The sequence below is a fragment of the Thalassovita sp. genome, from assembly GCF_034670005.1.
Taxonomy (GTDB): Bacteria; Pseudomonadota; Alphaproteobacteria; order Rhodobacterales; family Rhodobacteraceae; genus Thalassobius.
The window spans coordinates 21,268-34,658 of sequence record NZ_JAXMOH010000015.1 but is presented as its reverse complement, the minus strand read 5'-3'; the positions used below and the strand labels follow the sequence as shown (position 1 = coordinate 34,658).

13 protein-coding genes are annotated in these 13,391 nt (G+C 59.9%); 5 read left to right on the top strand and 8 right to left on the bottom strand.

The features are described 5' to 3' along the window. Complete coding sequence (locus VOI23_RS18185) at positions 1-1,083, bottom strand: ABC transporter substrate-binding protein (protein WP_323786464.1); 1,083 nt, start codon at positions 1,081-1,083, stop codon at positions 1-3. 303 nt (positions 1,084-1,386) lie between these two features. Here VOI23_RS18185 and VOI23_RS18180 point away from each other — a divergent pair, with 303 nt between their 5' ends. Both VOI23_RS18180 and VOI23_RS18175 read left to right on the top strand, forming a co-directional pair. Further along, positions 1,387-2,457: an isopenicillin N synthase family dioxygenase gene (locus tag VOI23_RS18180; RefSeq protein ID WP_323786463.1), complete on the top strand. Its 1,071-nt coding sequence runs from the start codon at positions 1,387-1,389 to the stop codon at positions 2,455-2,457. A 5-nt stretch (positions 2,458-2,462) separates the two neighbouring features. Then, positions 2,463-2,921: a hypothetical protein gene (locus VOI23_RS18175; protein ID WP_323786462.1), complete on the top strand. Its 459-nt coding sequence runs from the start codon at positions 2,463-2,465 to the stop codon at positions 2,919-2,921. Between the two features lie 153 nt (positions 2,922-3,074). Here the strand turns inward: VOI23_RS18175 and VOI23_RS18170 are convergent, their stop codons facing one another. The 6 genes from VOI23_RS18170 to VOI23_RS18145 all read right to left on the bottom strand — a co-directional run bounded on the left by VOI23_RS18170 (position 3,075) and on the right by VOI23_RS18145 (position 9,393). Then, complete coding sequence (locus tag VOI23_RS18170; protein ID WP_323786461.1) at positions 3,075-3,806, bottom strand: Crp/Fnr family transcriptional regulator; 732 nt, start codon at positions 3,804-3,806, stop codon at positions 3,075-3,077. Positions 3,807-3,976: 170 nt separating this feature from the next. Next, a complete protein-coding gene (locus tag VOI23_RS18165) occupies positions 3,977-4,360 on the bottom strand; it encodes a DUF2946 family protein (RefSeq protein ID WP_323786459.1) in 384 nt (127 codons plus the stop codon). A gap of 141 nt (positions 4,361-4,501) precedes the next feature. Beyond that, the gene (locus VOI23_RS18160; protein ID WP_323786458.1) at positions 4,502-4,861 is read right to left on the bottom strand and encodes a polyketide synthase; all 360 of its coding nucleotides are present in this window, start codon (positions 4,859-4,861) and stop codon (positions 4,502-4,504) included. Between the two features lie 202 nt (positions 4,862-5,063). Then, positions 5,064-6,047 (bottom strand): hypothetical protein, encoded by a 984-nt coding sequence (locus VOI23_RS18155; protein ID WP_323786457.1) that lies wholly within the window; start codon positions 6,045-6,047, stop codon positions 5,064-5,066. Continuing rightward, the gene (locus VOI23_RS18150) at positions 6,044-6,565 is read right to left on the bottom strand and encodes a (2Fe-2S)-binding protein (RefSeq protein WP_323786456.1); all 522 of its coding nucleotides are present in this window, start codon (positions 6,563-6,565) and stop codon (positions 6,044-6,046) included. Before VOI23_RS18150 ends, VOI23_RS18155 begins: the two co-directional genes overlap by 4 nt. Then, positions 6,562-9,393: a xanthine dehydrogenase family protein molybdopterin-binding subunit gene (locus VOI23_RS18145; RefSeq protein ID WP_323786455.1), complete on the bottom strand. Its 2,832-nt coding sequence runs from the start codon at positions 9,391-9,393 to the stop codon at positions 6,562-6,564. The genes VOI23_RS18150 and VOI23_RS18145 overlap by 4 nt, the downstream gene beginning before the upstream one ends. Positions 9,394-9,659: 266 nt before the next feature. Between VOI23_RS18145 and VOI23_RS18140 the strand changes: the two genes are divergently transcribed. From VOI23_RS18140 to VOI23_RS18130, 3 genes are read left to right on the top strand one after another with little or no spacing between them, the layout of a single operon-like run. Beyond that, complete coding sequence (locus VOI23_RS18140) at positions 9,660-10,274, top strand: TetR/AcrR family transcriptional regulator (RefSeq protein WP_323786454.1); 615 nt, start codon at positions 9,660-9,662, stop codon at positions 10,272-10,274. After that, a complete protein-coding gene (locus tag VOI23_RS18135; RefSeq protein ID WP_323786453.1) occupies positions 10,271-11,575 on the top strand; it encodes a phenylacetate--CoA ligase family protein in 1,305 nt (434 codons plus the stop codon). Before VOI23_RS18140 ends, VOI23_RS18135 begins: the two co-directional genes overlap by 4 nt. Next, on the top strand, positions 11,575-12,333 hold the full coding sequence (locus VOI23_RS18130) for an enoyl-CoA hydratase/isomerase family protein (protein ID WP_323786452.1): 759 nt from the start codon (positions 11,575-11,577) through the stop codon (positions 12,331-12,333). The genes VOI23_RS18135 and VOI23_RS18130 overlap by 1 nt, the downstream gene beginning before the upstream one ends. An 83-nt stretch (positions 12,334-12,416) precedes the next feature. Here the strand turns inward: VOI23_RS18130 and speB are convergent, their stop codons facing one another. Continuing rightward, on the bottom strand, positions 12,417-13,382 hold the full coding sequence (gene speB / locus VOI23_RS18125; protein ID WP_323786451.1) for an agmatinase: 966 nt from the start codon (positions 13,380-13,382) through the stop codon (positions 12,417-12,419). Positions 13,383-13,391: the final 9 nt, after the last annotated feature.

The following is a 13,391-nucleotide window of genomic DNA, read 5'->3' as shown; positions in this document are numbered from 1 at the left end:
TTACGCTCCGGCAAGCATTTTTTCCCAGGTTTCTTTGATGAAGGTCTCGTTGTCGAGATAGGCTTCATAGGCGGGCTTGATCGACGGGGTGCCCGACACCATCGCAAATTCATCGTCGGTCAAGTCGGTCTTGGACTGATCGACCAGCGGCGCGGTCCCGATCATCCGCGACATCAGCGCCTGGGTCGACGGTTCAGAAGCGAAATCCATGAAAGCTGCCGCCTCGTCCGCCTTTTCCGAAATTGCCGACAGGCACCAAGACCCGTAATCCTGCGGGTTGCCTTCCTTTGGGAATACCGGCTTGATCGGGAACCCGTCCGCCGCCATCAGGTTGGCCACGTCGAGGTAATACTGCCCGCCGATCACGTCGCCATTCTTCATCGACTGTTCCATCTGGCTTTCGGCCGACCACCACAGGGCGACGTTGGGCTTGATTTCCGCGGCCTTTTCGACCAGCGCCACGATCCCGTCCTTGGTCGAGAACGTCTCGGCGCCGTCGAAGAAGGTGGCGGCGACGATGTCGAGGAATTGCGAATTGAAGTTCTTCGACAGGCCGAGGCTTGCTTCGAATTTCGAACCGTCCCAAAAATCGGCCCAGCTTGCGGGCACTTCGACCTCGTCGGGATTGATGACCATTGCAGTGAACCACGACATGGCACCGACCCCGATCGAACCGGTGGTGTCTTCAAAAATGAAATAGCCGTCCATGTTCGCGGTGGACGGCATCTTCTTGAGGTCGAGCGGCGCCAAGAGCCCACCGATGCGCGAGGCCTTGATCATCGTGTCGCGGGCATAGAGCGAAACATCGGCCGGGACATTGCCTGCCGCCGTCGCCTGCTGCATCGTTACCAGCCAGTCGGTCGAATTGGGCTGCGTCACGCTTTCCACCGCGATCCCGGTCGCTTCGGTGAAGGCAGGATAGACATATTGCTTGAAACTGTCTTCGAAATAGCCGCCATAAGACCCGACCTTGAGGCTACGGGCTTGGGCGATCAGGGGGCTACCGATCACGCTCGAAGCGGCGGCCAGGCCGGCCACACTGCCAGCGGTTTTGAGAAGGGTGCGTCGGTTGAAAGAGGTCATCGGTGTCTCCAGTATTTGGGCACGCAGGGGCAAACTGGTGCCGTGAAAGCCCCTTCACGCTGTGCCGCAGCGCCGCCGAAGCGTGAGTCCAAAGGCCGGATTTTCGTCAAGGCAGACGTAATTTGATCAATTTCTGGGCAAAACAGCGGGTCAGGTAAGGATTTCTGACCAGAATTGGTATGTCGCCCGGCGAATCCGGGGAACCATTGCGGTGGGCTCTCCCCGTTCCATCGCAGCGCATCCCGCCCGCCGGTGGAACCTTGTGGGGAACATCAGTCACAAGGACTGCAAGAGGACTGACAAATGCGTTCAGATATTTCCCAAGACCAGCGCGCCCTGACCATCGAAGATGCCAACCTACCCGTGATCGACCTTGCCGGTCTATTTACAGGCGATCCCGAAGATAAGGCCCGCGTCGCGGCCGAATTGGGCAGCGCCGCCCGCACATCGGGATTTTTCTACATCACCAATCACGGCATTCCACAGGACCAGGTCGACGCGCTTTTCGCCGCTTCCAAGGAATTCCACGAAAAGACCCGCAGTTTCAAAATGAAATACTGGTCGGGCTTCACCACCCATCACCGCGGCTATGTGCCGTTCGAGGAAAACGGGTCTGATTTCCCCAAATTGATCAATTTCAACGAAGCCTGGGACATGTCCTTTGAGGCCCCCGAAAATCATCCCGATTACCTTGCCAAATGGCGGATGACCGGCCCGAATATCTGGCCCGACATCCCGGGCTGGAAGGACACCGTGTCGGGCTATTATGACGCCACCTTCAATCTGGGCCTGCGCCTGCTGGATGCGCTGGCGCTGGAACTGGGCGTCGAAACCGAGGAACTGACCCGCCATATCAGCTATCCCACCTCGCAATTGCGGCTGCTGCGCTATATCGAAAACGACATGCCCGCGACCAAGGAAATGGTCGGCATCGGTGCCCATTCCGATTTCGAATGCTTCACCATCCTGTTGACCGGCGCGCCCGGCCTGCAAGTGATGAATGCCGAAGACATCTGGATCGAAGCGCCGCCCCTGCCGGGATGTTTCGTGGTCAATATCGGTGACATTTTCGAAACCTGGTCAGGCGGTCAGTTCAAATCGACCCAGCACCGGGTGGCAAATATCGGCAAGGAACGCTATTCGATGCCGCTGTTTTTTGGGCTGGACTATCACACCGTCGTCGAACCCTTGGAAAAATTCCGCACCCCTGAAACGCTGGAAAAATATCCGCCGATGAAAGCAGGCGATCATCTGATGCGGATGTCGATCAACGCCTTTCGTTACATGGCCGACGCCTATGCAAAGGGTGATCTGATCCCAGATTACGACGTCCCCGCGGAAAACCCGTTCAAGCGTGAAGCCAAGGAGGTCTGAGTTTCGTGCAACCGCATCCGGACTTTGCTGAAACAGACCTGCCGCGCCGGGCAGAGATAGGGGCGTTTCAACTGACGCCCCTGTCGCCTGCTCAGGTGGATGAAGATTTCGAAGCGGTCATCGGCTCGAAACAGGTCCTGAAAGGACTGTTCGGCGATGACTGGCCGCTTGGCCTGACCCGCGACGACAACCTGACCGACATGGGCTGGCATGAACGGGAATTCACCGCAAAACGATCCTTTGCATGGATCATCCGCGACCCGGGCGGGCGGTATCTGGGTTGTGCATACCTTTATCCCGACTTGGGCAAACGAGGGCACGGACAGGTGGTGACATGGGTCCGCGACAGTCCTGATCGGATCGCGCAACTGACCCAGTTCGACCGGCTGTTCCAAACATGGCTGCGATCATACCTCCCCGACCGATATATCCTGAGCTGGCTCAATAACGCCGGTATAAGCTGAGCAGACCTCACGGCTTATCGCCTGCTGTTCGGCTTGCGCAGCCATCGATCAGAAGAACCGCATTCTGTGATCGTCTTGTCGTTGAAGATCTTTCAGATCCTTGCAAATTTCGAAATCTGGTCCGGTGCATCAGCCACCGGACCAGAACCGAAATCACGCGGCACGGCGAAGCGAAACAGGCTCGCCCGTCGCGGCCAAAAGGCTCTGCGGATCACGGATAATCACGCGGGACGGCTGTGGAAGCGCCACCGTTCCGGCCTTTTCCAGTACCTTGATCTGACGCGAAACAGTCTCTAGCGTGAGGCACAGGATTTGCCCAAGCTCAGCGCGGTTCAGGCGCAGATCCATCTCGACGGGCCGCCCTTGCCGTTCCCAGAACGACAAAAGCAAAGTGGCCACCCGCTGCATCGCCGTCTTGCGTCCAAGCATGATCTGCCCACGGCGCGCCTCGCAAAGACGATCCTGCAATTCCTCGAGGTAGTTCATCCGCAGGCGCGGAATTTCCTCCACAAGTTCTGCAAATGCATCCGCATCGCAGCTCAGCAGTACCGTTTCACCCATCGCAATGTACTGCACCGCGGCTGTACGGGGGCCGGCGGGGGACAGTATTTCACCCGCGAAGGTCAGACCGAAAAGACGACTGGCACCGCCGGGTTCGGCCACCTCCTTGCGCAACACGCCGCGCAGGGCGATCTCAGGATGGGGGGCGCTGGCACGGCTGCGCGGGATCGGGTCGCCGTCGCCATAGACGTCTTGGGTGAAGGCCCCAAGGGCTATGGCTTTCTGCCGCGTCGTCAGGCCGCGAAACAGGCTGTGCCGTTTCGTGCTTAAATCGATCGGTTCAACGTGGCCTGGGATCTGCCACGGGAGTGTCATCGCGTTCATTTCGCGTCTCCGTCTCATGAGGTGCAATGCCGCTTAGGGCGGCGGGATGCGGCCAGAGAGAGACTGCGCTATTGGCACTATCCGTCTTGCCCAAGGCGATGACGGGCTGCCGGTCGTGCGGTCCCTGTTCCGACGTCTGTTCGGGATGCCGGACGCAGGGTCCGGCGCGTTCAGACGGAAACAGGCGGAGCGCGGGCGCGCGCCGCGCCACCGGCGGTCTGCCGACGCAGGACTTGGTGGGTCGGCAGCGCCAACTCACAGAAAACCAGTTCTTGGGCATTCGGCTCGGCAAGCGGCGGTGCTGCGCTTTGCACGGCGAGGGAGACCTGAACGCAGTGGGGCTTATGACCATCACCGCCCTGCCCGTCCTCTTCGCGAACAGGGGTCGTGCCGCCATCATCGGTTAGCCAGACCTCCTTGGTTCCGTCGCTGGTGCAAAGCACCAGCCGGATTCCATCCGGCCCCGATTGTCGCATCATGCCGTCGGGAACAGTCCCAAGCAGCACAAGCGCCAGCACAAGCAAGGTCCGGGCAAGGAGAAACGCGAAACGCATAACGGTCAGCGCATCCTGCCGAAGCGGTCAGTCATCGCGGTGCAGACCCCCGCGAAGAAGGGAAAAAGCGTCATGTCTGATATCCATGAGGGGCGTCCGGCACGCGACGCCCGGACCAATCTTTCGGGTAGAGGAAGACTGTCAGACCGATGGCGGCGCCCGCGCGGGGCGTGTGGTGTTTCTGGTCTGCGATGGCAGGCGGGGTCCCGACAAATCAGGTGTCGCCGCCGCCTGTGCGAGGACAAGCCGGGCATAGCCGGTTTCAAGGCTGGGTAAATGAAACGCCATTAGAAGGCGGCAGGCGTGGCAGTCATTCCCGGTGCCATCATCCCCGGAACCGCCGCAAAGATCGGCAGCACTCACCCCAAAGGCCGCGGCATAAAGATCGGCCTCGACCTGGGCCTCGGAGGAAAAACGATGCCCAAAACCCGACGTCGCCAGAGCGAACGTCAGGGCGCAAATCAGCGTCCCCAGCAGAATTGGAAATTTCGTCAGCCGCATGACCCTTTAAGTAAGCAGCGCGGCCCCATGGAACAAGCACACATTCCCCGATGGGGCGATTTGTCCAGTCTCGGGCAGCAGGCTCAGCGAACGGTCAGCGCAAAATGCGAATTCCGGTATGCTTTCCCGGCGGGCGCGGTGTTGAAGCCGCTTCCGACATCGGCAGTCTCGTGTCTGGATCGGCCCGCGATCCGGATGCTGTTCATCTGTTTTCGGTACTCTCCAGATAGGATTGTATTTCGGTCAGTGCGCAAATTTCCTGGCTGGGATCGGTACAGCAAGATTGGACCACTGCCGCAGATTGCGCATAGATCACATTCCACGCCTCTTCAGAACCGCCAAAACCGGGCGGCATTGCGTGGCTTCCGGGATAGCTGCTGGCCCAGTTATCCGCCCCGGACGGGATCACCTGCCCGGTCATCCATTGCGCCAGCTCGCCGCAGGACCCAGGTTTTTCCTGCGTCGGGTCCGGCGGCGCAAGCAAACCGGACCCAATCCGGTGACAGCCGACGCAGGTGTTGTCGCGCATATCCATCGAATGGGTCGGCCACGCCGAAAATCCGTAACCGGGATCGACATGCGCATATGGACCAAACGGGTCGACCGGGACATGCGCCCAGACCTGCCCGACAAAGGGCGAATACATGAATGGATCATTGTCGTGGCAGACGCCACAGCCGTCGGCAACGACCGCTTCGGGTGTTTCCCAGAAACTGTTATCGGTCGCGGCGGTCGGCGATGGGACATTTTGCCCGCTGACAACCCCACCCGCATCCGCCTTGGCCTGAAACCAGCATGTGGCGCCGGTATTGGGGTTGTGGGCGATCACGTCGATTTCGTCGAAATCCGTGCTCCCCTGCGCACGAAAAAGCTTTTGCCGGCACATCACCGCGATCTGCGCACTGTCGGTGGAGAGGTTGAGAATACGGGAAAATGGCACGCATTGACCGTCGGAGCCTTCGCCGTTGTTCAATAGCGCCGGCCGGTCACATGTCTCTGGGGCATGATCGGTGACCGGAACGCCATTCACAGTGACCGGAACACTCGCACCGGCGGCGCAATCAAACATTTCTATCGCGCCGATATCAGCGGCACAGGCTGAACCGTAGACTTGGTTCGAACTTTGCGCGGCGGCGGCCCCGGCGGCAAGAACAAGCGTAATGGTACAGGCACGCAGGACCATCATCGTTGTCCCTCCTGGCCGGTGTTGGCGGCCTCGGCCAGCGGCCTGAGCGCCTCGAAATAGCGGACATAGCCGGTGCACCTGCAGATATGGCTGCCAATCGCCGCCATCATCGCATCCTCCAACTGATCGGCAGGGACAGGTTGCGCCCTGAGGTCATCCAGAAACATCCGCGACGCCATGACGAACCCGGGGGTGCAATAGCCGCATTGGAACGAAAAATTGTCCAGAAAAGCCTGCTGCACCTCGTCAAGAACGCCATCCTGCGCAACGGACTCGATGGTCGAGACGACACTGCCATCCAAAATGCCCAGCGCCGTAGAGCAACTGATCATCGGCGTTGTCGCCGGATTTGGCGGTTTGCTGACCTGCACGGTGCAGGCCCGGCAAACACCGATACCGCAACAAAATTTCGTGCCCGTAAGGTTCAGGTCTTCGTGCAGGAAATCGACCAGCTTGTCGTCTGCGCGGCTATCGTCGATCTGGTACGCAACGCCATTGACTGTCAGGGAAATCGTCATTGACCCAAACCTCCCAGGATTTTTTCGGGTGTGATCGGAAGCGATGCGAACCGTACCCCGGTGGCATCTCGTAAAGCGTTGGAAATCGCCGGAGGGATCGAACACATCACGGCCTCCGCAATGCCGCGGCCAATCGGTGGGCTGCCGGGAAGATCGGCCAGCGTCACAAGCTGCTGACCGCGCTGGCCGGGCGTGTAGCCATCGACAAGCGGCACGTCCCCCGCACGGGCAATATGGTATTGGTTGAGGTTCCAGGTTCCGTTCGCCGGGCCATCCATGCCCGGCGGCATGTCTTCCAGCAACGTGTAACTGATCGCCATCGCCACCCCACCCTGGCTCTGGCCCGAGACAAGTTGCGGCACGTGGATATGACCTGCATTCAGCACGCTCAGAACGTTTTCGATCTGAACGTTGCCCGAACTGACATCCACGGTCAGCCCCACGACATTGACACAGGGGGCCCAGACATATCGCGCATAGCGTTTGCTGGCGTCATCGGGCCCAGTGGTGTTCTGCCGCTCGGCGAATACCGGATCGGTGCCCCCGGGCAGGTAGAAAGATAATCCATCCAACTGAAGCGGCAACAGCCCGGCAGGGGTAGGAAAGCTTGCTTCGGCCCATGTGTTCTGAAAATAGGCATGCCCCAACGCGCCATAGGGCAAGCCTGCGGCATAGATTTCCCCGGCCAGTTGCGCCAGACTCAGCGGGGTCACGCCCCCCGCGTTCAGGACGAGTGCACCATCCTGCCAGGCCACATCGCCAGCAGTCAGCGGGGAAACACCCCAGATATTTGTTGCCGCCGTCAGGATGGCCCCCTGAAAAAGCGCATCTGCCGTTTGCCGGACCGTATGCACCTGATGCAGCGCCGTCAGGCAAGCTGAGGAGGACCCGACAGATTTCGCTGTCCAATGCGGATTGTCCCAGCCTTGGCCGGTGCTGTCATCCGTGCTCAGGCCGGTCATACCGAACAACGTATAGGCGCCCATATCGACTTGCGCCGCGTTGGTCCCGAGGATCGGGCCGACAGCCACGCCAAGCGTCGTGGCTGACCCGTTGCCCATATCGACCGCGTCGGATTGAACGGTGATGGTCCCATCGCGGTTCAGCAGGACAGAGGCAACCATGCCGTCGCCCGACGTCCCGTAGGCCTGAAGAGACATGGCAATCCCGGTTCCATATTGGGTCTGACCCTCGACGGTATATTCGGTCTTGAGCGCCGCGCGATTGGCCCAGAGCGGGTGATCTTTCGCCAGATCGAGCATCTCTGCAAGGCGAAGGCTCTGCTCCACCGGTCCGCCAACCACGGTCGCACCGCCTTCGGCCACAATGTTGGCCCGGCGCAGATCCATTGGATCCCAGTTTTGCGCGGCGGCGATGTCGTCAAGCGCCGTCTCGATGGCAAAAAAGGCCTGCGGGCCACCGAACCCGCGCTGCGATCCGCCCGAAATATTCTGAGTATGCTTCGCCTCGCCAAAGATATTGGCCATCGGCACGGCATAGGAACCGCCCGCACAGAGGGCGCCCAAAGAGGCCACGTAGGGGCTCAGATTGCGCCGCCCGCCACCGTCGAACGTCAAGTTCATCTGGATGGCCTGCAGTGACATATCGCTATCCACGGCCACCTCGCCGCTGAGCACGGCCCCATGACGTTTCAGCCCCACACGAAACTGTTCGAACCGGTCATAGGACAGCCGCACCGGATTTCCGCCGGAATAGGCCCCGGCCAGCGCCAGCATAAGCGAAAAAGGCGAACTGTCGCGCCCCCCGAACCCGCCGCCGGGATAACAGCTTGTCAGATTAACCGCCTGCAGATGAAATGGCGCGTCGTCGCTGTCATACATCGACATGATATTGCTGATATCGCCATCTGGGGATTGGGTGCCCAGCACGACATTTATCGTGCCCGAAGCGCCATCGACCCAAACCAACCCCGCCTCAGGTTCCATGAACATCGGGTCCATCGCCTGCATGTCGGTTGCAAAGGGTTGCCGGATCAGATTGGGGTCGCTGTCCAGCGTCTGCTGAATCTTGCTCTGATAGCCCGGCACCTGATCCATATAAGTACTGGGGTCGGCTGTGGCATAGCTGAACTCGTCCCCGAACTTCACATATGTGGTCGTCGGTGAGAATGCCTCGCCCAATGGCGGACCGTCCTGAAGGCCGCTGCCGTATATCTGGAAGGCCTTATCGTTGAACTCGATCGCGGATTTGGCCGAACGGTAGGCCGCAAGGCTGTCAAACAGCAATAGCGCGACAGCCTGACCCAGAAAATTGGGGATATTGCCAGGGACAACGATCAGGTCAAAAACCACATCGGGCGGCAAATTGAAACTGCCGTCGTCATCGCCCGTGGCCCGGCGTTTCGTCTTGGCGATCTCTTCGGCGATGCGTTCATCGACATGCAGATCGCGTGCAAAGGCCACTTTGGGAGCGCGCAAAGCCTGACTCAATTCGTTGCCAAGAACCACCCGCGCCGGTTGCGCCTGAGGCGGCAGGCTGCTGAGATCGACACCTTCAAATGCCTGATCGGTGGTAAGCGCCCGCAAATACATCGCGTGCCACTGGTTGTCCGGCCAGCCTGCCATGTCAGCGGCGGAAAAGTCGCGGGCATAGACCTTTTGCCCCGTCACCTTGGCCAGCCCATCAATCCGTTGGGTAGCGACGCCGGGGACGTCGGTGGGCGCCCCGGTATTGAGGCCTGCGCCCCGGGCCTGCCCGGAGAGCAAAAAACTGGGCGCAATCACTGTAAGAGCAACACCAGCGCCCGTCGATTTGAGGAACGCGCGCCGCGTAACTGCAGTGCCTTTGTCTGGTTTTGGGATATTCATCGGATACCACTCTTGTGGTTGCAAGAAGTCGAAACGGTCGCTTTACGTAAAGGTAGTATCATGGATAAACAAATTCACCAAAGGATGTATATCAAGTCATACTCAGACAGTGCCTGATGCAAGAGCCGCGCCATGTTCGGGATTGTAAGGTCTTGACGACATATAAATATGATGATGATGTCAGTTTCATATTTTGATTCTGGCGGAGACCTATCGTGACCCCGGCGCATTCATCGCAGGCAGAAAACCCACAGGACGCATGCTTTGTGGACTGGCTCCTGCGCGACCGCGCGGAAATGCGCAAAAGGGACCGGACGCGTACCGATCTTATGGTCGCTTGTGCCCGCTTCCTTGCCCAGCAGCCATTGGAACGGCTCACTGTTTCGGCGACCTGCAAACTGGCTGGCGTGGCACATGGCACGTTTTATCTCCATTTCTCTGACAGAAATGTTCTGGCCGGTGCCGTTCTCAGCGCCTTTGCAGATTATGTGCAGCTTCGAATGCGGGCTGCCACCCGCGGCGCTGGCGATGCGGCCCGCAACACCACTGCGGCCTACATGCGTATTTTCGAAGAAAACGCAGGCCTGATGAAAAGCATGGTGGTCGGCGGAGACGCCTTTCCCGAAGCCCGTGCGGCGTTCCAGCGCCTCAACCACGACTGGTCGCAAACCGTGGTTCGCGCGGAGCAAAAACGCAAGGGGACTGCGGCAAGACCCGAACCAGACCTGATGCGCCGCGCCTACGCTCTGGGTGGCATGGTGGACCAATACCTGACGGCCCTGTTCGTCACCCGCGACCCATGGATCAATTCACTCTCACAAGACCCGGAGGCAGTACTGGAAATGTTCACAGACATTTGGAAACGGGGCATGGCACCATGAGCCTTATTGAAGACGGCCACCGGGTTCCACTGCATGACCTTGCTGATCACCGACAGGCGGCCTGGGAACGACAAAGCGCCTATGTCGCCGCCCATTCCGATTTCTACCGGCGCCTCTGGAATGGGAAAGCACCTCCCGAACGGCTGGAGGATCTGGACGCCCTGCCCTTTTCCGACAAAGCGGACCTGCGCCTGTCACAGCCCGCCCATCCGCCCTTCGGCGACTATCTGGCAGCGCCGCGCGATCAGGTATCCAGACTGCACCGCACATCGGGCACGACCGGGCAGGCGATGAATCTGGCGATGAGCGCGCGCGACTGCGAGATCACCGAAATCATTGGTGGCCGGGCACAGGCGCTGGCGGGTCTTGGGCCGGGCGATACGGTGGTGCATTGCCTGAATTACCAGATGTGGATGGGAGGATTGACCGATCATCGGACGCTGGAACGCACCGGCGCGACGGTGGTGCCCTTCGGCGTCGGGTCGACCGAACTACTGGTCCGCAGCATTCTCGAAGTCGGGATCTCCGCCATTTCCTGCACCCCATCCTATCCGACCGTATTGGAACGGGTGGTCGCGGAAAAATTCCCCGGCCTGAAACCTGCCGATCTGGGCCTCAAACTGGGATTGTTCGGGGGCGAACCCGGTCTGGACGATCCCGCCTTGCGCCAACGATTGCGCGACACCTGGGGGATGGAGCCCCGCAATGCCAATTACGGCGTGTCGGACGTGTTCTGCAATTTCGCCTCCGAATGCGCTTATGACACGGCTTTGCATTTTGTTGCCCACGATGTGCTGCATGTCGAACTGATCGACCCGGACAGCGAAGAAACAAAGACGTTGGAACCCGGCGCAAAAGGCGAACTGGTCCTGACCCATCTGTCGCGCGATTGTCAGCCGCTGGTTCGGTTTCGGACCGGCGACATCATCGCGGTCGAAGCCACCGATCCGTGCCGCTGTGGCTGCACTGGATTCCGGTTCCGCGTGGTGGGGCGCTCGGACGATATGATCGTGGTCAGGGGGCTCAATATGTTCCCGACCATGGTGGCTGCGGTGGTGACGGAATTTGCAGAACTGTCAGGCGATTACCGCATCACGCTCGACACACCCCCACCCTACGACGTTCTGCCAGTTCAAGCCGAGCTTGCCAGGGGAAGGGCCGATGACGGCACCCTTTCCCAACGGCTGGAAGCGGCGCTCAAGGCCAAGCTCGGGGCGACCGCCCGGGTGACCATCGTCCCCGCAGGCACCTTTCCGGTGACCGAAGGCAAAACCAAACGTGTGATCAGGAGCTACGCATAATGGATTTCACCTACGACACGATACGGTCCACCATGACCGGCGACGGTGTGCGCACAATCGCCCTGAACCGTCGGGAATCACTCAATGCGATGAACCGGCGGCTGATCGACGAAGTCGCAATTGCCTTCGACGACGCCAACCGGGACCCACAGACACGCGCAATCATCTTTACCGGCGAAGGCCGGGCCTTTTGCGCGGGCGATGACAGGCATGAACATGTCCATCCCGAAACCGAAACAGACGCGCGCGATCTGGTCGACGCGATCCAGCGGGCGACGGTGGCCATCGTTTTCGGCGCCAAGCCGGTTGTGGGGGCGATCAATGGCTGGGCCGTTGGCGGCGGCTTTGAATGGGCCATCAACTGCGACTTTCCGATCTGGGCCGAAAGCGCCAAGGGGTTTTTCCCTGAAGTGTCGCTCAACCTGTTCGTCACCGGCGCGGTGACGTCATTGCTGCCAGCCATCGTGGGACCGTTGAAAGCGCGTGAAATGCTGCTCCTCGGACAACGGTATTCAGCCGCCGAATTGCACGATTGCGGGGTCGCATGGAAAGTTGTGGCCGACACAGAGCTTCAAGACGAAGCTGCCAAGGTGGCGGCGCAGCTTGCAAAGCTCCCTACCCTGTCGGTGCGCGCAATGAAACGGGTACTGAACCAAGCAACTGCTGGCGCGCTCCACCGGGCGCTTGACCTTGAAACCGAAGCAACCGTTGCCGGTTTCCTCGATCCGGAAACGACCCGCCTGCTAAAGCAGTTCTAGGAAAAGAACGCCCGGTAAACGCCCGTTTCAACATCGAAACGGACCTTGGCCGGGCGCTTTGTATTAAGGTGCCGGTCGGTCTGTTACTCGGATACCAACCCGGCCATGTGGCAGAGGATTTCGAACATCACCGAAACGCCAAGGAACGCCGTGCCCCCGGACGCATCAAAGGGTGGTGAAACCTCGACCAGATCGGCCCCGACAATATCAACCCCATCAAGCAGGCGGACGACCTGCAACGCCTGATAGGAATTCGGTCCGCCCACTTCGGGCGTGCCGGTGCCGGGGGCAAAGGCGGGATCAATGAAATCGATGTCATAAGACACATAGGTGGGCGCCTTGCCGACGATTTCCTTGGCTTCGGCCATCACGTCTTCGGGTCCGCGGGCGTGGAATTCTTCGATCGGGATCACGCGAATGCCGACGCTGTCAGCGAAATCGCGGTCTTCACTATCATAGGTGGTGCCACGAATACCGATTTGCACGACCCGTTTGGGATCAAGAAGCCCCTCCTCGACCGCGCGGCGGAACGGGGTGCCATGGGTGTACATCGTGCCGCCAAAATAGCTGTGAAACAGATCCGTATGGCTGTCGAAATGGATCATGCCCAGCGGGTCGGTTTTGCCCAAGGCTCGCAGGATAGGCAGGGAATTGAGGTGATCGCCCCCAGCGGTCAGCGGGCGAATGCCATTGGCGCGGACCTGTTCGAAGAAGGTGGTGATCCGCGACATGCTGTCTTGGATATCCGCCGGGTTCGGTGCGACATCACCCAGATCGGCGCAATTCGCCATCTCGAACGGGCGCACCCCGGTGGCACCGTTCTGCGCCCGGATCATCGTCGACATATCGCGCAACTGGCGCGGCCCGTGGCGCGGCCCCGGACGGTTGGTTGTTCCGGAATCCCAGGGCGAACCGATCAAGCCAATCTGCACATCCTTCAGACGCGGGTGATCGAACCCGACATGCGGCAGACGCATGAAGGTCGGGACACCGGCATAGCGCGGCAGGTCAAACCCGGAAACGGGATGGAAAAAAGGATCGCTTGTCATTTATGGCTC

What these genes read in the sequence shown, in the direction of transcription:
- VOI23_RS18160 (WP_323786458.1), bottom strand. Translation starts at nt 4,861, where the DNA reads ATGCGGCTGACGAAATTTCCAATTCTGCTGGGGACGCTGATTTGCGCC.
- speB (WP_323786451.1), bottom strand. Translation starts at nt 13,382, where the DNA reads ATGACAAGCGATCCTTTTTTCCATCCCGTTTCCGGGTTTGACCTGCCG.
- VOI23_RS18145 (WP_323786455.1), bottom strand. Translation starts at nt 9,393, where the DNA reads ATGAATATCCCAAAACCAGACAAAGGCACTGCAGTTACGCGGCGCGCG.
- VOI23_RS18165 (WP_323786459.1), bottom strand. Translation starts at nt 4,360, where the DNA reads ATGCGTTTCGCGTTTCTCCTTGCCCGGACCTTGCTTGTGCTGGCGCTT.
- VOI23_RS18180 (WP_323786463.1), top strand. Translation starts at nt 1,387, where the DNA reads ATGCGTTCAGATATTTCCCAAGACCAGCGCGCCCTGACCATCGAAGAT.
- VOI23_RS18135 (WP_323786453.1), top strand. Translation starts at nt 10,271, where the DNA reads ATGAGCCTTATTGAAGACGGCCACCGGGTTCCACTGCATGACCTTGCT.
- VOI23_RS18155 (WP_323786457.1), bottom strand. Translation starts at nt 6,047, where the DNA reads ATGATGGTCCTGCGTGCCTGTACCATTACGCTTGTTCTTGCCGCCGGG.
- VOI23_RS18130 (WP_323786452.1), top strand. Translation starts at nt 11,575, where the DNA reads ATGGATTTCACCTACGACACGATACGGTCCACCATGACCGGCGACGGT.
- VOI23_RS18170 (WP_323786461.1), bottom strand. Translation starts at nt 3,806, where the DNA reads ATGAACGCGATGACACTCCCGTGGCAGATCCCAGGCCACGTTGAACCG.
- VOI23_RS18150 (WP_323786456.1), bottom strand. Translation starts at nt 6,565, where the DNA reads ATGACGATTTCCCTGACAGTCAATGGCGTTGCGTACCAGATCGACGAT.
- VOI23_RS18185 (WP_323786464.1), bottom strand. Translation starts at nt 1,083, where the DNA reads ATGACCTCTTTCAACCGACGCACCCTTCTCAAAACCGCTGGCAGTGTG.